Origin of the sequence: Flavobacterium sp. FlaQc-48, assembly GCF_044007335.1 — a bacterium.
Lineage (GTDB): Bacteria > Bacteroidota > Bacteroidia > Flavobacteriales > Flavobacteriaceae > Flavobacterium.
In genome coordinates this window covers 27,611-50,729 of record NZ_JBIPCR010000027.1, presented here as the reverse complement: position 1 = coordinate 50,729, position 23,119 = coordinate 27,611, and the positions used below count along the sequence as shown (strand labels likewise).

Annotated in this window: 20 protein-coding genes and 1 other RNA gene; 7 read left to right on the top strand and 14 right to left on the bottom strand. The window is 33.8% G+C overall.

Annotation, left to right across the window (positions count from 1 at the left end; genetic code table 11):
* Positions 1–37: 37 nt before the first annotated feature.
* Both ACHRWY_RS26350 and fsa read right to left on the bottom strand, forming a co-directional pair.
* Positions 38–535 carry a hypothetical protein gene (locus tag ACHRWY_RS26350; RefSeq protein ID WP_395358786.1) on the bottom strand — a complete coding sequence of 166 codons (498 nt, stop codon included), beginning with the start codon at positions 533–535 and terminating at the stop codon, positions 38–40.
* Between the two features lie 89 nt (positions 536–624).
* Positions 625–1,281, bottom strand: a complete 657-nt coding sequence (gene fsa, locus ACHRWY_RS26345; protein ID WP_395358784.1) for a fructose-6-phosphate aldolase — start codon at positions 1,279–1,281, stop codon at positions 625–627.
* Positions 1,282–1,571: 290 nt separating this feature from the next.
* Here fsa and ACHRWY_RS26340 point away from each other — a divergent pair, with 290 nt between their 5' ends.
* Positions 1,572–2,879, top strand: a complete 1,308-nt coding sequence (locus ACHRWY_RS26340) for an ATP-binding protein (RefSeq protein ID WP_395358782.1) — start codon at positions 1,572–1,574, stop codon at positions 2,877–2,879.
* A 27-nt stretch (positions 2,880–2,906) separates the two neighbouring features.
* Here the strand turns inward: ACHRWY_RS26340 and ACHRWY_RS26335 are convergent, their stop codons facing one another.
* Entirely contained in the window at positions 2,907–3,710 is an 804-nt protein-coding gene (locus ACHRWY_RS26335) for an SDR family oxidoreductase (RefSeq protein WP_395358780.1), read from the bottom strand.
* Between the two features lie 155 nt (positions 3,711–3,865).
* An RNA gene (gene ffs, locus ACHRWY_RS26330) (signal recognition particle sRNA small type) lies at positions 3,866–3,963 on the bottom strand.
* 88 nt (positions 3,964–4,051) lie between these two features.
* On the opposite strand from ffs, the gene ACHRWY_RS26325 reads away from it, so the two are divergent.
* Positions 4,052–5,104, top strand: a complete 1,053-nt coding sequence (locus tag ACHRWY_RS26325) for a glutaminyl-peptide cyclotransferase (RefSeq protein WP_395358778.1) — start codon at positions 4,052–4,054, stop codon at positions 5,102–5,104.
* Between the two features lie 83 nt (positions 5,105–5,187).
* A complete protein-coding gene (gene hutI / locus ACHRWY_RS26320) occupies positions 5,188–6,423 on the top strand; it encodes an imidazolonepropionase (protein WP_395358776.1) in 1,236 nt (411 codons plus the stop codon).
* Positions 6,424–7,091: 668 nt separating this feature from the next.
* Here hutI and ACHRWY_RS26315 read toward each other — a convergent pair.
* Complete coding sequence (locus ACHRWY_RS26315) at positions 7,092–7,970, bottom strand: hypothetical protein (RefSeq protein WP_395358774.1); 879 nt, start codon at positions 7,968–7,970, stop codon at positions 7,092–7,094.
* A 98-nt stretch (positions 7,971–8,068) separates the two neighbouring features.
* On the opposite strand from ACHRWY_RS26315, the gene ACHRWY_RS26310 reads away from it, so the two are divergent.
* Both ACHRWY_RS26310 and ACHRWY_RS26305 read left to right on the top strand, forming a co-directional pair.
* Positions 8,069–9,115, top strand: coding sequence for a formimidoylglutamase (locus ACHRWY_RS26310; RefSeq protein ID WP_395358772.1), 1,047 nt, complete (start codon positions 8,069–8,071; stop codon positions 9,113–9,115).
* 124 nt (positions 9,116–9,239) lie between these two features.
* Complete coding sequence (locus ACHRWY_RS26305) at positions 9,240–10,490, top strand: DEAD/DEAH box helicase (RefSeq protein ID WP_395358770.1); 1,251 nt, start codon at positions 9,240–9,242, stop codon at positions 10,488–10,490.
* Here the strand turns inward: ACHRWY_RS26305 and ACHRWY_RS26300 are convergent.
* The 3 genes from ACHRWY_RS26300 to aroC all read right to left on the bottom strand — a co-directional run bounded on the left by ACHRWY_RS26300 (position 10,487) and on the right by aroC (position 15,204).
* The gene (locus ACHRWY_RS26300) at positions 10,487–12,673 is read right to left on the bottom strand and encodes a response regulator (RefSeq protein WP_395358768.1); all 2,187 of its coding nucleotides are present in this window, start codon (positions 12,671–12,673) and stop codon (positions 10,487–10,489) included. The two genes, ACHRWY_RS26305 and ACHRWY_RS26300, sit on opposite strands and share 4 nt — an antisense overlap.
* 136 nt (positions 12,674–12,809) lie before the next feature.
* Positions 12,810–14,093 (bottom strand): dicarboxylate/amino acid:cation symporter, encoded by a 1,284-nt coding sequence (locus ACHRWY_RS26295; protein WP_395358766.1) that lies wholly within the window; start codon positions 14,091–14,093, stop codon positions 12,810–12,812.
* Positions 14,094–14,145: 52 nt separating this feature from the next.
* The gene (aroC, locus tag ACHRWY_RS26290; RefSeq protein ID WP_395358764.1) at positions 14,146–15,204 is read right to left on the bottom strand and encodes a chorismate synthase; all 1,059 of its coding nucleotides are present in this window, start codon (positions 15,202–15,204) and stop codon (positions 14,146–14,148) included.
* 188 nt (positions 15,205–15,392) lie between these two features.
* Here aroC and ACHRWY_RS26285 point away from each other — a divergent pair, with 188 nt between their 5' ends.
* Together ACHRWY_RS26285 and ACHRWY_RS26280 are read left to right on the top strand one after the other, a co-directional pair.
* A complete protein-coding gene (locus ACHRWY_RS26285) occupies positions 15,393–16,217 on the top strand; it encodes a UDP-2,3-diacylglucosamine diphosphatase (protein WP_395358762.1) in 825 nt (274 codons plus the stop codon).
* A 158-nt stretch (positions 16,218–16,375) separates the two neighbouring features.
* On the top strand, positions 16,376–16,873 hold the full coding sequence (locus ACHRWY_RS26280; RefSeq protein WP_395358760.1) for a hypothetical protein: 498 nt from the start codon (positions 16,376–16,378) through the stop codon (positions 16,871–16,873).
* A 262-nt stretch (positions 16,874–17,135) separates the two neighbouring features.
* Here ACHRWY_RS26280 and ACHRWY_RS26275 read toward each other — a convergent pair whose 3' ends face one another.
* The 6 genes from ACHRWY_RS26275 to ACHRWY_RS26250 all read right to left on the bottom strand — a co-directional run bounded on the left by ACHRWY_RS26275 (position 17,136) and on the right by ACHRWY_RS26250 (position 23,094).
* Positions 17,136–17,564 (bottom strand): protease complex subunit PrcB family protein, encoded by a 429-nt coding sequence (locus tag ACHRWY_RS26275; protein WP_395358758.1) that lies wholly within the window; start codon positions 17,562–17,564, stop codon positions 17,136–17,138.
* A gap of 29 nt (positions 17,565–17,593) precedes the next feature.
* Complete coding sequence (gene bshA / locus ACHRWY_RS26270) at positions 17,594–18,730, bottom strand: N-acetyl-alpha-D-glucosaminyl L-malate synthase BshA (protein WP_395358756.1); 1,137 nt, start codon at positions 18,728–18,730, stop codon at positions 17,594–17,596.
* A gap of 548 nt (positions 18,731–19,278) precedes the next feature.
* Positions 19,279–19,761 carry an ABC transporter ATPase gene (locus tag ACHRWY_RS26265; protein ID WP_395358754.1) on the bottom strand — a complete coding sequence of 161 codons (483 nt, stop codon included), beginning with the start codon at positions 19,759–19,761 and terminating at the stop codon, positions 19,279–19,281.
* 83 nt (positions 19,762–19,844) lie between these two features.
* Complete coding sequence (locus ACHRWY_RS26260) at positions 19,845–20,636, bottom strand: (Fe-S)-binding protein (RefSeq protein ID WP_264524593.1); 792 nt, start codon at positions 20,634–20,636, stop codon at positions 19,845–19,847.
* Between the two features lie 150 nt (positions 20,637–20,786).
* Entirely contained in the window at positions 20,787–22,124 is a 1,338-nt protein-coding gene (locus ACHRWY_RS26255) for a 4Fe-4S dicluster domain-containing protein (protein WP_395358752.1), read from the bottom strand.
* 4 nt (positions 22,125–22,128) lie between these two features.
* Positions 22,129–23,094 (bottom strand): MlaD family protein, encoded by a 966-nt coding sequence (locus ACHRWY_RS26250; RefSeq protein ID WP_395358750.1) that lies wholly within the window; start codon positions 23,092–23,094, stop codon positions 22,129–22,131.
* Positions 23,095–23,119 lie beyond the last annotated feature (25 nt).

Here is a 23,119-nt window from a genome sequence, read left to right as displayed (position 1 = left end):
ACGGGAGTTTTTTTTGAGCTCTAAACAATAAAAAAGTTTATTTAGCATTGATAATGTTACTCAGATTCTTTTTAAAAACCTCTTTGTTTTTCGCAGATAATGTATAAACAACATCTTTATCGGCATGAACAATCACTTTATCAATATTTGCCTCTAAAAGTGCTTTTGGATCTTTAATCTTTAATGTGCAGGCTCCATCAAAAAAACCGTCATCTTCTATTATTTTTTTAGCCTCTATAATAGTTCCGTCACTTAAAACTGCCGAAATAGTCATCGTCTTATTTAGTGTTTTCGAATAAAAACCATCCATTACCAACAATAAGCGATACGAATTTTTCAATTCCGGACCTTTAAATTCATGACGCGTAACATTATAACGCAGCCCTTTAGCCAAAGTCTGAAACTGTACAGAACAATCTAATTCAAAACTAGCCACATCGCCCGTTTCATTTACCTCTTTTACTATATTGGCAACCTGCGCATTTGCAGTTATGCTAATGACTGAAAACACTAAACCCAGGATAACTTTTTTCATATCTATTTTTTTTGAGACATCTAAAAGTAAAAAAAAATCGCCATCTTTTGATTCAAAGATGACGATTTTAAACTATAAAGATCTGATTCTTATTTATTTCCCTTTTCAAAATCAGCTACAAACTGCGCCAATCCAATGTCAGTCAATGGGTGTTTCAATAATCCGTAAATTGCAGAAAGAGGTCCTGTCATAACATCTGCACCAATTTTAGCACAGTTTACAATATGCATGGTATGACGTACAGAAGCCGCCAAAATTTGAGTTTCGTAACCATAGTTATCATAAATCAATCTAATTTCTTCGATCAAATTCAAACCATCAGTAGAAACATCATCTAAGCGACCAATAAAAGGCGAAACATAAGTTGCTCCGGCTTTTGCAGCTAATAAAGCCTGACCGGCAGAAAAAACAAGCGTTACGTTTGTTTTAATCCCTTTATCCGAAAAATATTTAGCAGCCATTACTCCTTCTTTTGTCATAGGTAATTTAACTACGATTTGCTCATGCAATTCAGCTAATTCCTCACCTTCTTTGATCATTCCGTCATAATCCAGCGCATTTACTTCAGCACTAACATCGCCTTCAACAAGATTACAAATGTCAACATAATGCTTTAAAATATTATTTTTTCCGGTAATGCCTTCTTTTGCCATCAAAGACGGATTAGTAGTTACACCATCCAAAACACCTAAAGCCTGTGCTTCTTTAATCTGAGCTAAATTAGCTGTGTCAATAAAAAATTTCATAATTATATCAATTTAATTGTGTTCATTCATTTGGGCGTGTTCGGTATCATCCTTCTTTGGTTTCACTCACAAAAGAATATGATCTTAAACCAAATTTAGTAAGCTTTGGTTCAATCCGGTAAATGAATCCGTCACGCAAATTTCCGTGCAAAATTACAATTTATAATTCCCATAAAATAAAAAACTAAAAAAATAATTACAAATACTTAGAATTAATCGCTATAAAAACTAGCGATCAAAAGCTGGTTTTATTTTTGTATTTTTAAAAAATTAAAATACTCCCATAAAAAGTGCTAGAAGATCATTTCAAACAAGATATCCTTAATATCGAAAAAATTTCCATTGTACCTACCCTGCTCAACGTAATTTGCCAGACTACAGGAATGGGTTTTGCAGCAGTGGCAAGGGTTACAGATGATCGATGGATTACATGCAGCGTTCAGGACAACGTTCTTTTCGGGCTAAAACCCGGAGATGAATTACAGATAAAAACAACCATTTGCGACGACATCAGAAAAAATTTAAGACCCGTCATTATCGATAATGTAAGCGAAGATCCGGATTATCATGATCATCATACTCCCGCAATGTACAAACTTCAGAGCTACATCTCGGTACCCATTATACGTAAGGACGGAACTTTTTTTGGTACATTATGTGCTATTGACCCAAAACCAAATAGCCTGAAGGAATTCAAAGTCCGTGAAATGTTTCATTTATTTGCTGATCTTATTTCATTTCATTTAGCGGTGATTGAGCAGGAAGCTAAAAACCAAATAGCTTTAGAAGAAAAAAACAACCTGTTAGAAAAAACAGTAGGCGAAAAAAAACAGATCGAGAAATTAAACTCAGACATTGAAAAAAAACTCCTGCAGAAGAACATTTCACTGGAAAGAATGAATAGCGAGTTAGAAGCTTTCAATTATATCTCAAGTCATGACCTTCAGGAACCTTTACGCAAGATTCAGCTTTTTACAGATACCATTGAACGTGAAGAAGTCCAGAACTTATCTGAAAAAGGAAAAGCCGCATTTCACAAAATTCGTACCTCAGCATTCCGAATGCAGAATTTAATAAATGATCTCCTTCTCTACTCCAAAACCAAATTTGACGAGCGAAAATTTGAAATAAAAGACTTAAACAATATCGTAAAAGACGTTATTGACGATGTAACAGGAGAATTAGAAATTAAGAATGTAACCTTTGACATACAAGTATTAGGCAAACTCTCTGTGATAGAATTTCAATTCCGACAATTGCTGTATAATCTTATCAGCAATTCATTGAAATTCGCAAGTCCTGAACGAAACTTAATCATATCAGTATCAGCAACAATCACAAATGGGGAGTTCGAAAAACTTTCTCCGCTTACCAAATATTACAAATTAACCATTGCCGACAATGGCATCGGATTCGACCCTTTATATAGCGAAAAAATATTTGGACTTTTTCAGGCTTTACATACCAAACATTCAAAAAGCACCGGAATCGGGCTTACAATAGTGAAACGAATTGTAGAAAACCACAAAGGATTTATTAGAGCGGAAGGGGCATTAAATCAAGGAGCAAAATTTGAAATTTTTATTCCTGTCGAATAATTTCAAATTTTGCTCTGTTTCATTTTTTTACAATTTGTAATGGTTCATTAGCATTTTTTCGTAGACTTTATCCGGAAGTGCACGTTTTAAAACAATCGAAAACTTCTGCATAAACACCCCAACTTTATAATGAACTTTTGGCTTTTTCTGTTGCATAATTTTATAAACTGCTTCTGCCATTTCATTCGGATTACTACCTGCATCAACATGCTCATTCATTGTTGATAATGTTTCTCCGTATACTTTTTCATAAGCAGAACCTTGTATCACAGGAGCATGATAACGACCGGAAGCAATATTAGTAGCAAAATCGCCCGGAGCAACATTTGTAATTTCAATTCCAAATGACTTCACTTCCATTCTCAATGCTTCCGTAATCAGCTCTAAAGCTCCTTTTGATGCTGAATAAACACTTCTGTAAGGCAATCCCATATAACCGGCAATTGAAGTAATATTAATGATCAAACCTGATTTTTGTTCACGCATTTGTGGCAAAACAGCTTTCATAACTTCAATTGGACCAAAAAAATTGGTTTCGAAATTATTTTTGATTTCCTCCATCGGAATCTCTTCTAAAGGTCCCGTGATTCCAACTCCGGCATTATTAATCACCACATCTAATCGTCCTGAATTGGCAATAATTTTTGCTACAGCCAACTTTATTGATTCGGCATTGCGAACATCCAAAGCGACCAACGGAAAAGCTGAATTTAAAACTTTTTCAGGATTTCTGCTTGTTCCGTACACTACGAAACCTTTTTTCTGCAAAAATTCTCCAATTGATTTTCCAATCCCTGAGGATCCTCCGGTAATTAAAACGACTTTATTCATTGTGAAGGTTATGAGTTATGAGTTTTAAGTTATAAGTTCGTTCATTAAGGAAAATTTCTAACCTCTAACAAATAACTTTTAACTTTACGAAGTTCCAAAAATAAAAAAATCCCCCCGAAGGAAGACTACTTTTATATAAATTCTAAAAAAATAAAAAATGGCAAGCGACCTACATCGCACCGCTCAACCACGTACCCTTGCTATGTTCCCATCCTGGGGGAGTCTGCAGGAGCTGGTCGTGTAGGACTTGCCGGTGCAAATATACAATCTTTTTATATTTTTGCAAGAGCTTTGTTGCTATAAAAATATCGTCGTATATTGGCTTATTCAAATTTTAAACTATGAAAAAATATAACTTCCTAACTGTCATTTTATTAGGAATCACATTAATTGGATGTGGAGATACAAAAAAAGGTGAAAATTCTTTATTTAATATCGATGATTCGGCTTTTCCTGCTCATTTTTTACCACAAGAGTCTATTTCGATCGCTATTTTGAACCCAAATTCGAAAGAAATCGACAGCGTTGCTTACTTCATAAACGATAAAAAAGTGGGAAGCACCAAAGGTACCGAAAAATTCAAATTTGAGTTAAAAGACCAAAAATTAGGATACCAGTATTTAAAAGCTACCGTTTATTTTGGATCTGATTCCTCTGATGCGACCAAAAGAGTTGAATTAGTTTCGAACATCGAACCAAAATTATTAAAATACAAAGTGGTTAATACCTATCCACACGATAAAAAATCTTTTACAGAAGGTTTAGAATTTCATAATGATACTTTATATGAAAGCACAGGACAAGAAGGTGCTTCGTATTTAAGAAAATACGATTATAAAACCGGTAAGATTTTCAAACAAATTGATCTTGATAAAAAATATTTCGGAGAAGGAATTACTTTTATCAATGGAAAATTATTTCAGTTAACCTGGCAAAATAAAACCGGATTTATCTACGATGCCAAAACATTAAAACTAGAAAAAACTTTTGCTTACGATAAAGATATTGAAGGATGGGGAATGACAAATGATGGAAAATACATTTACCAAACAGATAAAACAGAGAAAATATGGAAAATGGATCCTGCAACTCAAAAAATGGTAGATTACATCAACGTTTATTCCGGAACTTCAAAAATCAAAGCAATAAACGAATTAGAATGGATTAATGGTAAAATCTATACAAATGTCTGGTTTAAGGATGCTATCGCAGTGGTAAACCCAACATCAGGAGCAGTTGAAGGAATTTTGAACATGTCAGATTTACGCAAATCAATGACAGATGTTACTACTGAAGATGTTTTAAACGGAATAGCTTACAACCCTAAAACCAAAACTATTTTTGTTACCGGTAAAAACTGGACTAAAATGTTTGAGATAACAGTTTCAGAATAAAAAAACAGATTTAAACACGAATTTCACAGATTTCACGGATTGTAGTTCGTGAAATTTGTGTTTTTACAATACACTAAACATAAATGATTACATTAATTACAAACATACAAGAACTGCTTCAGGTTCGCAAAACCTCTGTGTCTAAAGTTTCAGGGAAAGAAATGGCAATTCTTCCCACTATTAAAAATGCCTTTTTGCTGATAACGGACGATCTCATCAGTGATTTTGGTTCGATGGAAAATCTTCCTGAAATTGATGCAGATCATATTATAGATGCAACCGGAAAGGTAGTGCTTCCGTCTTGGTGTGACAGTCATACGCATATTGTTTACGCAGGCAATCGGGAACAGGAATTTGTAGACAGAATCAATGGATTCTCGTACGAAGAAATTGCAAATCGCGGGGGCGGAATTTTAAATTCGGCTAAAAAACTCAATGAAACTTCTGAAGATGAAATTTACGAACAATCCAGAATACGTTTGGAAGAAGTAATGCATTTGGGAACCGGAGCTGTTGAAATCAAATCAGGTTACGGACTTACAGTTGAAGGTGAACTAAAAATGCTGCGGGTTATTAAAAAACTGGCAAATAATTACCCTGTTGCTATAAAAGCTACATTTCTGGGTGCGCATGCATTTCCGTTACATTACAAAGAAAACAAAGCAGGATATATCGAAGAAATCATAACCAAAATGATCCCTGAAATTACCCAAAATAAACTAGCTGATTATATTGATGTATTTTGCGAAACCGGCTATTTTTCTGTTGAAGAAACCGGGCAAATAATGGAAGCAGGAATTAAATTGGGTTTAAAACCGAAAATTCACGTGAATCAGTTTAATTCTATTGGAGGTTTGCAGGCTGCAGTTAAATTTAAAGCCCTTTCTGTTGATCATCTTGAAATTATGAATCCGGAAGACATCGAAGCTTTAAAAGATACAGAAACAATGCCTGTTGCATTACCCTCGTGTTCTTATTTTTTGAGTATCCCCTACACTCCTGCCCGCGAAATGATAAAAGCAGGCTTACCCCTGGCATTGGCTACCGATTTCAATCCCGGTTCTACTCCATCCGGAAATATGAATTTCGTAGTTGCAACCGCTTGTATCAAAATGAAAATGACTCCTGAAGAAGCGATCAATGCTGCAACCATAAATGGTGCTTACGCCATGGGAATTTCTGAAACGCACGGAAGTATTACTAAAGGTAAAAAGGCTAATCTAATCATCACAAAGCCAATTTCATCGTATTACCAAATTCCATATGCTTTTGGCAGTAACCTAATTGAAAGTGTTTTTATAAATGGTAAAATTTTATAGAAATTAATTATCAAATTACCATTAGACCCAAAAGTTAAAATAAATATAAAAATCTTACAAAACGAATAATTAGCCAAAAAAGATGTTATATTTACTACCACGATTTTTTAGAGATGGAAATTTTAAAACACATACAGGATTTTGATAAATTTGGCTTGAAATATACCATTTTCAATACCAATTTAATCTCGTATGCGGATAAAAACATTTCTCTATTCTCTTCTTCAATAATAAAATTAAAAATCTTCCCGACTTGTTAAGCACCAGCGAGTGTGCTTAATAAATCCTATAAAAACTTTTTCTAAATATGCCGTTCCAATCTTCATTGGATGTTGCTACTCGCTTTAAAGTTTTTTTTATTATCCAATAAATTATAGGATCCGTTTAATCTATTTTTTTAATAATTAAATAACAAGATCATGGCAAAAGGAAATAACTTAAAAGCTTCAAAAACTGATTTAAAAGCAAAAAAGCAGGAGAAAATTTTAAAGAAGCTGGAAGAACAACAAACCAGAAAAAGAAAATAATTCTAATCTGATTTCAATTTAAAAAAAGGTCTGTGATTTCATTCACAGACCTTTTAAATTAAGAGAGCATAAAAAAAGGCCTGTGAATGAAATCACAGACCTTTAATGTTTTAGTGGTATTTGTTTCCTAAACGACCAATATTATCTCAAGTTGAAACTTGTTTTAGAAACCAATTCGTCATTATCAAAAACATTGATAAAATAAGCTCCTTTAACAAAATCTTTACCTGGTAAATCTTCTGTAACGTTCACCGTTTTATTTTCGTACTTAACAGTAGTTTTAAAACTATAAGTTAAAGAATTATCTCCAAAACTTTCTGTTTTTTTGTCTCCTAAAACATTGTTTTTAGAGTCAATTACCTGCACATAATACGTTTTGTCACCAGATTTAGCAATTTGGTTTTCTGCAATTGTAAAACTAATTTTTAAAATATCGGCACGGCTTGCTTTATCAGTTTCAATTTGTTTTCCTGAACTTCTTAATTTATAAGCTGCAGTTTTTGTATTCAAAATTGATAGTTTAGCACCTTTTTCAACCGTTTTAGCCAATTCTTCGTTTTGACCAACTAATACCTCATTATATTTTTTTGATTCTCCTAAAACTACAATGGTACTGTCTCTCTGAACAGTTAAAGCACCATTTTGTTTTTTCAATTCATCATTTTCAGCAACTAAAGTTTTCATTTTACCTTGCATTGCCTGAACTTGTGATCTGTATTTAGATACATCACCTTTAGACTTGTTCAAATCGTCCATCAATGCTACTACTTTATCTCTTTCCTGAATTAATTCATCAGACATAGAAGTGTTTTCTGCGATTGCAGCATCATAAGTGGCTTTCAATTCCTGCAAATCTTTCATAACAGATTCTTTCTCTGTCATTGTTGTTGTAAGTTCAGTTTTAGTAACATCTGAATCAGACGACAATTTAAAAATATACACTAAGCTACCAATCAGTAGGACTGCTAAAACTGCGATTACCGCTTTTAGACTCGAGTTGTTGTTCTTTGGGTTTTCCATATTTAAAATAATTTTCTTTAAAACAAATTTAAGAATTAATATATGGTAATAACGTAAGTTGTTACAATTATATTATTTTTGGAAAATAAATTTTTTCAATGGAGAAACTAATTCCGTTTACTGTTAACGATCTGGCAAAAGTAACCAATCACCGTAGTGGTGAAATAAAGTTTGGAGAAAAGATGATTGTGATTCCCAAAGGAAGTAACATAATCGATTTTCTAAAAGAGAGTGAAGCCAAGTATGTACTTCTGGGAATCCCGGAGGATATTGGCGTGCGTGCTAATTACGGCAGACCCGGAGCAGCGTCAGCATGGGAAAGTGCTATAAAAAGTATTGCCAACATTCAGCACAATCGTTTTTCTAAGGGAAGCCAGATTATTGTATTAGGGCAGCTTAATGTTTCTGAAGAAATGCGCGATGTTGAAAACCTTGATTTCAACGATATTGATGACCGGTCAAAACTAAGTCAGTTGGTCGAAAGAATAGACAAAGAAGTTTCACATATTATTTTTACCATTATAAAAGCAGGAAAAACCCCAATAATAATTGGTGGCGGACATAACAATGCTTACGGAAATATAAAAGGTTCGGCTTTGGCCAAAGGAAAACCAATAAATGCCATTAATTTTGATGCTCATTCAGATTTTAGAATTCTGGAAGGCCGTCATAGCGGAAATGGCTTTTCATACGCTTACGAAGAAGGTTTTTTAAAAAAATACTTCATTTTTGGCTTACACGAAAACTACACATCAAAAAGCGTTCTGGATATTATCAAAAAATTAGAAGACAGGGTTCGTTACAATACTTATGATAGCGTAAATATTCGCAAAGAAAAAGATTTTGACCGCGAAATGGCTTTGGCTTTAGAATTTATAAAAACAGATTCTTTTGGTATCGAAATTGATCTGGACGCTATTCCTAACATTGCCAGTAGTGCTATGACAATAAGTGGCTTTTCTGTAGAAGAATTACGTCAGTTTATCTCATTTTTCGGACAACATAAAAATGCTGCTTATTTGCATATTTGTGAAGGAGCACCGGATTTGGCCGATTCACCAAACAACAATTTAATTGGAAAACTAATTGGTTATCTCATCACTGATTTTATAAAAGCAAACAACGAAAAAGAAAAGTTAAACTGAAGGTCAGCCGGCTTAAAACCACACATTTTCCAAATAATACAAGAATCAAATAAACGGTTGACCGAATAAACCTATCTTTGCACTGAATTTTAGTACTTAAAACTAGAATCTTAATACCTAAGATATGTTATTCGAAGATTTATCACTTTCAAAAAGTATACAAAAAGCCGTTTTTGAAGAAGGCTACCTAAACCCTACTCCTATTCAGGAGCAATCTATTCCAATTGTTTTGGCAGGAAGAGATTTAATTGGTTGTGCGCAAACCGGTACAGGAAAAACTGCAGCATTTGCCATTCCCATCATACATCAATTACACCGAATTGTAGGTTCATCAAAAAAAGCCAAAGTAATTCGTGCCCTTATAGTTACGCCAACTCGTGAATTAGCGGTTCAAATTGGACAAAGTTTTGATACTTATGCCAAATATACCAACCTCACTCAATTGACAATTTTTGGCGGAGTTTCGCAAAATCCACAAGTAGATGCCCTAAAAAACGGAGTTGATATTTTGGTAGCTACACCGGGAAGATTATTGGATTTGCAAAAACAGGGCTTTCTTGACCTGGATCATTTACACACCTTGGTTTTAGATGAAGCAGATCAAATGCTGGATATGGGATTTATAAACGATGTAAAAAAGATCGTAAAACTGACTCCTAAAAACAGACAAACTTTATTGTTTTCTGCTACTATGCCAATCGCCATTCGTGAATTGGCCGAAATGTTTTTGCAGGATCCTGCCAAAGTAGAAGTTTCTCCTGTTTCATCAACTGCAGAAAATGTAGAGCAACGTGTTTATTTTGTCGAGAAAACAGAAAAGAGAAATTTATTATACCATTTAATAAAAAACGAAAATTTATCAAACGTACTGGTTTTTTCAAGAACCAAACACGGAGCAGATAATGTGGTAAAAGCGTTACGCAAAAAAGATATTCCGGCTGAAGCAATTCATGGAGATAAATCGCAAAATGCAAGACAGCGTGTTCTGGATGCTTTTAAAAACAAAGAAGTTGGCGTTCTTGTAGCGACAGATATTGCAGCCAGAGGAATTGACATTGACCAATTACCGTTTGTAATTAATTTTGATTTACCTAATATCCCGGAAACGTATGTTCATAGAATTGGACGTACAGGTCGCGCAGGAAACGGCGGAATTGCCATTTCATTTTGCAGTAAAGACGAACAACCTTACTGGAAAGATATTCAGAAGCTAATTAAGGTTGACGTTACAACAGTAACAGATCATCCCTATCAATGGCATTCCGGAAGCCCGGAAGCAACGGAAGAGAAACCTAAAAACTCAAACCGAAGTGGCGGCGCTCACAAATCAAGAAAGTCAAATGCTTCTAAACAAAATAAAAAACGCTGGTATTAACCAGCGTTTTTTGCTTCTTGTATTAAGTAGTTTATAATTTTAAAAAGTTTCACAGGTTCAAAAGGCTTGATGATAATATCATTTATTCCTGAAGAAATTGCTTCATCTGTGATCTCATCTTTATCAAAAGCTGTTAAGGCAACTATGGGGGTCTTTATGTCTTTTAAACGAATTCTTTTAGTAGTTTCAAATCCATTCATCAAAGGCATATTGATATCCATTAAAATAAGATCAAAATCTTCTTTTTCTAAAATCGCCAAAGCCGCAAAACCATCATCGACTACTTTACAAACATAATTATGCTTTTCGATAATTTTCCTGGTAACCAGTTGGTTAATGAGATTGTCTTCGACAATTAAAATTTTATACGTTTCGTTTGAAGTTAAATCTACCTCAATTTCATCTATTATACTCTTAGTTCTTTTTGGATCATGCTCAAAAGGTATTGTAAAGGCAAATGAAGTTCCTTCGCCAATATTACTTTCTAAAGTAATGGTACTTCCAAAAAGCCCCAATAATTTTTTTACAATACTCAATCCTAAACCTGTTCCCTGATAATCTTCATCTTTCCTTCCAACCTGAACAAATTTTTCAAAAATTTTACTTTGGTCGACAATTGCAATTCCAACTCCATTATCCTTTATAAGAAAATCCAGAAAAAACATTTTATCTTCAACCTTAGTTAATTTAACAATGATTTCAACTTCACCGTCTTTTGTGAATTTTAAGGCATTACTAACTAAATTCATCAGGATCTGAGCCAGTCTTAACTTATCACCAATTAAATATTCCGGAATACACGGATCGATCGAAACCGAAATCTTGTTATTGTTTTTTTGTGATAAAAAAGACAGCGAATTTTTAATCATTGTAATTTCATCGGAAATATTGAAGGTCAAATTTTCCAGAACAACTTTATTTTCTTCAATTTTATTAATCTGCAGAATATCATTGACAAGAGAGAGCAAATATCTGGCTGAAAACTTCAAAGCACTTAAATGCTGGCTTCGGGATAATTCTTTATGCTCTTCAAGTAACATATTCGTTATTCCTACCACGCCATATAACGGAGTACGCAATTCGTGGCTTATAGTCGAAATAAATTGAGTTTTGAGTAATGAGGCTTCTTCAGCAACTTCTTTTGCTTTTAAAAGCTCTAAATTATGCTTTTTCTTGAATCTGATGTTTTTAACTAAAGTTATTATCAAGACCAAAAGAATTAAAGAAATCAGAACAAATAAGATTACAATAATTCTCGATTTTTTCAGACTCTGATATTGTGAATCTTTTTCACTCTCAATTTTATCAATTTGTCTTTTATATTCATCGAGTTCAAGATTAAAACCGGCTATCGATGCTTTTTTGAGTTTTTCCTGATTGTATAATTCTTGTGTAATTTTATTGTATAAAGTAAGCTCCTGATACGCTTCTTTGTATTTTTCATTCTTAGTTAAAAACTTCGAATATTCTAAATGGGCATAGGACAGATCTGATTTTTCTTCGCTGTTTTTTCCTGAATTAATAGCTTTTATAAAATACGCATTTGCTACTTCGTATTCATTTCGGTAACTTAAATACATACCGTTAAGCATATTTACAACCACTTCTGTTGATTGATCTCCGTATTTACCTTTATTATTGTTGACAAATTTTAAAAAGGGGTAACCATCATTAAACTTTTTAATATCAAAATAGGCCCATGCTATATTTACATTCGTAAAATAGATTTGGCTCATATCATTAATCTTTAAGCCATATGCAATTGATTTTTTATAATAGCGAATTCCTTTATTGAATTGTTTTTTTTCAAAACAATACACATTCCCCAGATTGTTATAGAGATTATACTTTATGGAGTCATTATCAGTCCTGTTTGCATAATACAAACTTTTATTATAAAAAAACAAGGCTTTATCGATCTCGGCCAACTCATTATAATTGGCTGCAATAATATTATAAGAGCGCGAAATTAAGCAATCATTTTTAGCGCTTGTAGCGGCGTTTAATGCAATTCTGGAGATTATGAGTGATTTCTCGAAGTTTGATTCCCTAAAATTAACTAAAGCATCTTTTACAAGGTTATTTATCTTTACATCTGATGAAGATTCAGATTGCGCAACTGCTGAACTGGCAAAACAATTCAGAAATAGGAAGAACAGTAAAACAATCCGTATTTGGGGCATAAATCGGCTAATTTTATCAAATATACACTTAAAAATAAAAAAAAGCTGTATTTCCTATAAAAATACAGCTTTTCTTCATCTATTTAAATGTCATTTAATTTCTGATTTTAATTCTTACAAAAAAACCAGATAAATATTAGTCCTCAGCAACAATTTCTGCCTCTTTATCATCTTCCCATTGTCCTACAACCGAAGTTGCCAATGCATTTCCTAAAACATTTGTAGCACTTCTGAACATATCACAAAAGTGATCAATTGGTAAAATTAAAGCAATTCCCTCAACAGGAATTTTAAACATACCACAGGTAGCTGCCACCACGACCAAACTTGCTCTTGGCACACCTGCAATACCTTTACTGGTCAGCATTAAAACCAAAAGCATTGCCATTTGTGTCCCCAGATCTAAATGTACACCGTAAAACTGAGCAATAAAGATACTGGCAAAAGTCATGTACATCATACTTCCGTCAAGATTAAATGAATAACCCAGCGGTAACATAAAGGCTACAATTTTGTTCTTAACTCCAAATTCTTCCAGTTCTTCTGTTAATTTTGGAAAAACGGCTTCACTACTAGTAGTTCCAAAAGCAATAGCTACAGGTCCAATAATTCGTCTTAACAATTCGGTCATTCTTCCTTTTAAGAAAATATAGCCTACAGCAACCAGAACAACCCATAATGTACTAATTCCGACTAAGAAGGACCCGAAAAATTTAAAGTATGTGATGATTAATTCTTCTGCATCTCTTATAGCAAAAACTCCTGCAATAGCCCCAAAAACTCCAATTGGAGCAAAGTTCATTACGTAATTCACCATTTTCAGAACAATGTGAGAAGCTTTATCAAACGCATTTATAACCGGTTTTACCGTACTTCCAAGCGAAGCAGCTGCTAATCCAAAAAAGATAGAAAATATTACAATTTGCAAGATCTCATTGGTTGCCATTGCCTCAAAAATACTTTTAGGAACGATATGCTCTACAAAATTCTCTACAGATAATATTTTAGTTTTTGCCGTAACCTCACCGGCTGCAGCCATATCAACATGATCTAATTTCAAACCTACTCCGGGCTCAAGTATATTAACATAAAACAAACCTATTAATAAGGATATAAAAGAAGCCGTAAAAAACCAGCCAAGTGCCTTTCCTCCAACTCTTCCAACTGTTTTTATATCTCCCAATTTTGCAATTCCAACTACCAGCGTAGTAAAAACTAAAGGAGCAATAATCATTTGCACCAATCTGATAAAGATCGTGGCCAGCATTTTTATTTTATTACTGAATGATAGCGCTGCCTCTTGTGAAACCGAGTTGTGCAATATAATTCCTAAAGTTGCTCCAAGGACCATGGCAATTATAATTTGCCCTGTTAATCCTGAAAGAAATGATTTTTTTTTAGTTTCTTTAACTTGTTGCATTAATTTGTTGTTTTAGATTAAAATATTAAGACCCTCACTGCCTTAACTTTAATTAATATGTTTTGTTGATTAAATAAAAATCAGCCAAAACAATCGCAGCCATTGCTTCAACAATGGGTACTGCTCGAGGTACTACACACGGATCATGACGTCCTTTTCCGGTCATCGGTGTAATATTTCCTTTATTATCTAATGAATCCTGTGTTTGCATAATCGTAGCAACAGGTTTAAATGCTACTCTAAAATAGATGTCCATTCCGTTGCTGATCCCTCCCTGGATTCCTCCTGAAAGATTTGTTTTCGTAGTTCCGTCTGCATTGTACAAATCGTTATGTTCACTTCCCTTCATTTCAGAACCTGAAAATCCGCTTCCATATTCAAAACCTTTTACAGCATTTATAGAAAGCATTGCTTTTCCTAATTCGGCATGTAATTTATCAAAAACAGGTTCGCCTAAACCAACCGGAACATTTTGAATCACACATGAAACAACTCCGCCAACAGTATCTCCCTGTTTGCGGATATCACGAATGTATTCTTCCATAATTGCTGCTGATTTTTCATCGGGACAACGAACAGGGTTACTTTCTATTTTCGAAAAATCTAAATCCTGATAAGGTGTATCTAAATGAATTGGACCCACCGATGAAACGTAAGCATTAATTTTAATTTGTGGTAACATTTGTTTTGCAATTGCACCGGCCACCACTCTGCTGGCTGTTTCTCTTGCAGAACTTCTTCCGCCACCGCGATAGTCACGAAAACCATATTTTTGGTCGTATACATAATCAGCGTGGCTGGGTCTGTAATTATCTTTTATATGAGAGTAATCATCTGATTTTTGATTGGTATTTGGAATAATAAAACCTATTGGGGTTCCGGTAGTTTTACCTTCAAAAATTCCCGATAAAAACTGAACCGCATCCGGTTCTTTACGTTGTGTTACGATTGCCGATTGCCCGGGTTTTCTTCGGGACATTTCAACTTCAATTGCATCAAGATCAAGTTCTATTCCTGATGGACAACCATCTATAATTCCGCCTAAAGCTTCACCATGAGATTCTCCAAATGTTGTAACTTTATATAGGGTGCCGTAGCTATTTCCTGCCATTGTAATTTGTTTTGAGCAAATGTAAGTTTTATGAATTAAATTAAAAAATTTAAAATTAGTATTATTAAGTAAAGGTTGCAGCCATTAAAAATCACAATTTATTAAAATTGTGGTCAAATTGATAACCTTTTGATAAAATAAATCCCACTAAAGATTCTTTTATTTGTTAAACTTCAAAAAAAGAAAAATTGAAAAAAAGAAATGTCGAACTGGTCATTCTTTCAGATGTCCATTTGGGAACTTACGGAAGTCATGCAAAAGAACTAAATAATTATTTATCAAGCATTAAACCCAAAACACTTGTTTTAAACGGGGATATTATTGATGCCTGGCAATTTAGAAAATCTTACTTTCCAAAAGCCCATTTAAGAGTCATTCAAAGAATAATAGGAATGGCTTCTAAAGGCACAAAGGTGTATTATATCACTGGAAATCACGATGAAATTCTGAGAAAGTTTAGTGATATGAACATGGGGAATTTTTCTTTGGTAGATAAATTGGTCCTGGAATTAGACGATAAAAAAGCATGGATTTTTCACGGAGATGTTTTTGACGCTTCTGTTCAACACTCAAAATGGATTGCAAAACTGGGAGGGCTAGGTTACGATTACCTAATTTTAAGCAATCGGTTTGCTAACTGGTGTCTGGCAAAATTAGGACGTGAGCCCTACTCTTTTTCCAAAAAAATAAAAGCAAGCGTTAAAAAAGCTGTCAAATTCATATCTGATTTTGAAACTACAGCTACAGATTTAGCCATCGAAAAAAAATATGATTATGTTATTTGTGGTCATATTCACGAACCTAAAATCATTACCAAAGAAAACAAACACGGATCGACTTTATATCTAAATTCCGGTGATTGGGTAGAGAACTTAACAGCATTGGAATACCATAAAAAACGCTGGAAATTATATTCTTATGCCGAAAGTAATTTCACAGAAGAAGAAAATCTTTTTGAAATGGAAGACATTCTAAGCTCTCAGTTAATTTCTTCCATCATTCTGAAAAAATAAACGTTTACTAAAACTAAAGAACTTTATCGGATAAAATTTTACTCAAAATTGGGCCTTAAATATTTTTAAAATGTGAATTATATAACAATTTTCAAAAATAATATACGTTTGAAGATTATACGCAACAGTACATTTGAAAAAAATTAATAACCTTTTTTATGAAAAAAATCATTTTATCTGCCATTATGCTATTAGGATTAGTATTTACGGCTCAATCACAAGACATTGCTAAAAATGCACTAGGTATACGCTTAGGTGACAATAACGGTTTTGGTGGAGAAGTATCTTACCAAAGAGGATTAAGTCAAAAAAACAGACTTGAATTTGATTTAGGATGGAGAAACAGCAGTGATGTAGATGCCATAAAAGCAGTTGGACTTTATCAATGGGTTTGGAACATTGATGGTGGTTTTAACTGGTATGCCGGTGTTGGTGCTGGTATTGCTGCCTGGGATCACGATTATTATGCAAACAACAACAAATTTAATGATAGCGGAACTTACGTTTTTGCAGCAGGAGATATTGGTATAGAATACACTTTTGACAAAGCACCTATTACACTTTCATTAGATGCAAGACCAGAAATTGGTTCCGGATATTATGACGATGACAATTTTGGATTTGATGTAGGATTGGGAGTGAAATTTAGATTCTAAATAAAAATTAAAATAATTGTAAAAAGAAATCCTGCCGTTTAAAAGCGACAGGATTTTTTTTATTATTAGACACCCCTTTTAACCGCAAAGTACGCAAGGTTTTTTTTATACATGACGGGCTTTTATAAAAACACAAAGTTCGCAAAGCTTTGTGATGATTTAGCTTTGCGAACTTTGCATTTTCTAAGCATAACCCTTGCGTACTTTGCGGTTAAATTCAGCCTGATAGCCAACTTAGACTCCGCTCAACCAGACAAAATATTTATTTAATGATAATCTCTTTTTTCGAATGCACCTTTACCACTGTATACGGATAAGTAATAACCTGCATTACCATGGCATCCGCAGCAGGATTATTTTCTTTTACCGTAATGATGATATTTTTATCCGTTTCTTCCACTTTTTCAACTCCGATAGAATAACCACCAGTGTTTTTCTCGCCCATATTCAAAATGACATAATTTGAATTATTAATATCATCATGTTTCATTTTATTGGCTAAAAGCGGGTCATTTTCCAGCATTTTGATTTCATTTGGTTCTGTCAGAATTTCAAAAAATTTAATATTGCCTCCACCATCCGATTGTTCGGTTAAAACTTCGTATAAAACTTTCGAACCAGAATCTGCTGTTTTTTTTGCTCCACATGAAATCAAAACAAACACTATTAAAACCGAAATTACTTTTTTCATTTACGCTTATCTTTAAAAATTGCTGTTTTTTAATCTTTGTAATCGTCTATTGCTCTTTGATATAAAGCTTCATATTTAGGCAGGATATTTTTAATATCAAATTTTTTCGCTACTTCCAACGCATTGGCTTTAAATTCATTTAAAGTTTTATCATCTTTCAGAATTTTAATAGCATTGGCAGCCATTTCATCTACATTTCCAACATTACTCAAATATCCGGAAACCCCATCAAAATTAACCTCTGGCAAACCACCTGAATTACTTGAAATTACCGGAACCCCACAGGCCATTGCTTCTAAAGCTGCTAAACCAAAACTCTCCGTTTCCGACGGAAGTAAAAACAAATCGGTCATACATAAAATCTTGTCGATCTCATTACTGTTTCCAAAGAAAATTACTTTATCATAAATCCCCAGCTCCATGCATAAAGCTTCGGCTTTTTCTTTTTCAGGACCATCACCTACCATCATTAATTTGGCCGGAATTTCTTTCTGGATAATATAAAAAATCTTAATAATATCCGGAATACGTTTCACCTTTCTAAAGTTACTGATGTGGGTAATGATTCGCTCATTTTCTTTTGCCATAACGTAACGATGACAAGGGGCTTGCGGGTCTTTTACGACTTTATCCAATTCAATAAAATTGGGAATCACCCTAATTTTATTCTTGATCTTGAACAACTTCAAGGTATCATCTTTCAGACTCTGCGAAACCGAGGTCACATAATCTGATTTATTGATGCTAAAAGTAACCGCAGGCTTGTAAAAAGGATGATTTCCAACCAGCGTAATATCAGTTCCGTGAAGTGTTGTAATCATCGGAAGATTAATTCCTTCATTCTTCAGCATTTGTTTTGCCATATAACCCGCGTACGCGTGTGGAATTGCATAATGCACGTGCAAAACTTCAATTTTATATAGTTTTACCATATCAACCAATTTACTTGACAAAGCCAACTCATAAGGCTGATAATGAAAAAGAGGATATTCAGGAACGTTTACTTCGTGATAATGAACATTAGGATTCAAAAGTGCCAACCGAACCGGCTGACTATAAGTAATAAAATGTATTTCGTGTCCGCGTCTGGCTAATTCAAGGCCTAATTCCGTAGCAACTACGCCACTACCGCCAAATGTCGGATAACAAACTATAGCTATTTTCATGTATTAAATTTAATACTACGAAAGTACTCAAAAATAGCGTTTATTCGAAGATTTAGATTGTTAGATTTTTGTGAAGATTGGATTTATCAGATTACTAGATTGTTAGATCTCACAACTATTCGATATGTCATTCTGAGTAAATTAAAAGTTTTTATATCCAAAAATTCCGCAAATCATATTTCAACCTGTAACTCCTGTTTTTTTTTGGGGGAGCAGAAGATTCTTTTTTCAAAAGAACCACTTGTCCCGCTGTCCGCTATATCTTTTACCGGCTAAAGAAGCCGGCAAAAGGATATCACTCCCATCGGGGCTATATTAAAGATTTCAGTTTCTAAAAGAATTACTGAGCGAAACCCGAAAGATTTTAAAAACCTGCCGGGTTTGTGGTGATTTATCTTTGTTACAGTTTTCCGTAATCTTGTCATTTCGAAGTAAGGACAAAATAAACCGCATAAAACAAAAACCTAACAGGTTTGTTCGCGTCTAAAAACAAAAAAAGTCATAAAACCTAAATTTTATGACTTCCCAAATATTATATAAATTCTTTCTTAGAAGAATCGGCTATGCCAGCTATCGGCAGCAGGAACTTCCCAGGATTCGTTGTATTCTTCAATATTATTCACCAAATTATTAAAAACAATCGTATTCTCAGATACTGATTTATCTTTAACCATCTTTTTGAAATCAATTAATGGTTTGTGCGCGATGTGTTCACCAAGTTTAAAAGTAACGTTCATTTTATCTAACAGATCAACATTGTACTTTTTCTCTAAACCCTGGATAAATTCCACCGAACTATCTATAGAACATCCGGTCGCAGCCTGCACATCCTGATTTACAGCCAAAATAATAAATCGGTTGTATTTTAATTGATATGAAGCCTCTAAACTTGTTCCGTGTGCTGCCCAACCTTCTATAAAAGATTTTAGGTCAGCTTCTATTTCAGAAAATTCTTCCTCAGAAAACTTTCTGTTTGATTGATAAATCCAGATTCTGGATTCACCGGGTAAATCTTCAAAAGGTATATACATTTTACTTTTTTTTGTTTGTTTTGTTTCAGGTTTCAGATTTCAACCTTTATGCCTGTGAACCTTTGCCACTTTGAACCTTAGATTCAAAGATCCTGTGCATTAGCAATCAACTCTGCAATGTCCATTACTTTAACCTGACCTTCTTTCTCCTGATGTTTGATACCGTCTGTTAACATCGTATTACAAAACGGACAACCCGCTGCAATAATATCCGGTTTAACTTCAAGAGCATCTTCTGTACGCAATACGTTTACTTCTTTGTTTCCGGGTTCAGCATCTTTAAACATTTGTGCCCCACCCGCTCCACAACATAATCCATTAGCTTTTGAGCGTTTCATTTCGACCAATTCAACATCTAACTTCTGAATTAAATCTCTTGGCGCTTCATAAACTTTATTAGCTCTTCCTAAATAGCAAGGATCATGAAAAGTAATTTTCTTTCCTTTAAACTGTCCGCCTTCGACAGTTAATCTGCCATCATCAATTAATGATTTTAAAAACTCCGTATGATGAATAACATCATATTGACCTCCTAATTCCGGATACTCATTTTTTAAAGTATTAAAACAATGCGGACAGGCCGTAACTATTTTTTTAGCTTCATAAGCGTTCAATACCTCGATATTCATCATGGCCTGCATTTGAAATAAAAATTCATTTCCGGCACGTTTTGCAGGATCTCCGGTACAACTTTCTTCTGTACCCAGAACTGCAAAAGAAACATTGGTACGATTTAAAATTCGTACAAATGCTTTTGTTATTTTTTTTGCTCTATCATCAAAACTTCCTGCGCAACCTACCCAAAATAAAACTTCTGGCTGTGTTCCCTGGGCCAGCATTTCAGCCATTGTTGGCACTACTAAACTTTCTGACATCTTTTCTTTTTGTTAAATCGGTTAATCGTTAATTTGATTAATCGGAATAAAAAATATTTTATTTGACAACCTTACAAAAAACCTCTATTTTTAATTGGTTAAACGGTAAAATAAATAACCGCTTAAACCAGCAAAACAATTAAACCTTTTTTAATTCTCGTTTTTCCAGTTCAACCTGTCTTGTTGACTGTATTGCCAAGGCGCCCCGTTGTTTTCAATATTAGTCATCATCGCATTTAGTGACATTGGAGCAGCACTTTGTTCCATAACTAAATAACGACGCATATCCATAATAATAGACAATGGACTGATATTTACAGGACATTCTTCTACACAGGCATTACAAGACGTACAGGCCCATAATTCTTCAGGAGTAATATAATCGTTTAATAATGTTTTGTTATCCGGAACAAAAACACCCTTATTCGCATCGATATTTTTACCAACTTCCTGCAAGCGATCTCTGGTGTCCATCATAATCTTACGGGGAGATAATTTTTTTCCTGTTTGATTTGCCGGACATGCTGATGTACAGCGACCACACTCTGTACAAGTATAAGCGTTTAACAATTGTACCCAGTTTAAATCCTGAACATCACTTGCTCCAAATTTAGCCGGTGCAGCATTCTCCTCAACAGGAGCTGCAGCAAAAGGATCTGCATTTGGGTCCATCATCAACTTCACCTCTTTTGTAACGGATTCTAAATTATCAAATTGTCCTTCCGGCTTCAAATTGGCAAAATAGGTATTCGGGAAAGCTAAAAGGATATGTAAATGTTTGGAGAAGTATAAATAGTTCATAAAAACTAAAATACCTGCAATATGCAACCACCAAAAAGCCTCAAACAATAGTCCAACTAATTCGTTTGACATTCCGTTAAAGACTGGTGCAATAAACTGACTTATAGGGAAACTTCCTGCTTTATGAAAATGTGAAAATCCTCCCGGAACATTTTGCAAATGCAAATCAGAAGCATTCATTAACAAAAACAAAATCATTAAAACAGTCTCGAAGTACAAAATATAATTGGCATCACTTCTTGGAAATCCATTTAAATCCGGATTTATAAAACGCTTTAACCTAATTACATTTCTTCTGATCCAGAATATAATAACGGCAACCAACACTAAAAATGCCAGTATTTCAAATGAAGCAATTAAAACATCATAAACTACACCTAAATAGGGTGCGAAAATTCTATGAGTCCCAAATAAGCCATCAATAATAATTTCCAGTAATTCTATATTAATAATAATAAAACCTACATATACAAAAATATGAAGTATTCCGGCTACAGGGCGTCTCACCATTTTTGATTGTCCAAGAGCAATCAATGCCATGTTTTTCCAGCGTGCTTTAGAATTATCTTTTCGATTTACATCTACTCCTAAATTAATATTTCGGATGATTTTTTTTACACTCGTCGCAAAAAAACCGAAACCAACTATAAGAAGTATAGCGAATAAAATATTATCTAAATAACTCATCTAATTAATTTTTAGTCGTTGAATTAGCATCTTCTGTAGGCGCTACATAAGGTTTATTTTTCTTTCCAAAAAGAGAAACGTTTACATAACGTGTTGGATAAAGACGAACATCCTGCAATAATAACTCTAACTCTTTTGAGGTTTTTGCTAAATTATTATACAAAGCATCATCATTTAACAATTTACCTGCTGTACCTTTTCCTGAATTTAAATTACTCATTATACCATCAACTTTAGCCAGTGTCTGATTTAGGTTCCGAACTGTTTTCCCTAAATCGGCTTTGTTTAATGAATCAGATATTTTATTAAAGTTACTTGACATTTTATTAAAGTTAGTCACAACTCCGTTAATCTGACCTTTGTTGGTATCCAGAATTGAATTAAGACTTCCTGAAGCTCTGTGAAATTGCTCCATTGTCTGACTTAATTCTGATAATGATTTTTTTAGATCCTCTTGTCCTTTTTTGTCTAAAACATTATTTAATCCGGAAACCAGGGTATTAATATTAGCAAGCATTAAATTTAATTTTTGCTGAATAGGTTCAATTTTACCCCCTAAAGATTCTGTTAATCCCAATTCTACGGCAGATTCTAAGGTTTGCCCTTCAACAGCGGGATCTTTATCTACTAAGTTAGGCAAGATCTTAATTTGCTTTCCTCCAATTAAACTTGGAGAATATAAAGATGCTTTACTCGTTTTAGAAATCGGGAAGTCTGTTTTTAGCTGAAGTTCAACCAATAATTTCCCCGTTACTTCATTAATTGTAATTTTACTTACTTTACCTATTACAAGTCCGTTTATCGTAACAGGTGCTGATGCTGCCAAATCCTCAACATTATCATATTCTACATATAACGTTTTGTAATTGGTAAAAAGGTCTTTGCCTTTTAGGAAGCTGTAGCCCCAAATAAATAATAAGATTGACGCGATGACTAATATAGCCGTTTTAATTTCTCTTGTTAGTTTCAAAATTCTAAGTGTTTCTACAAAATTA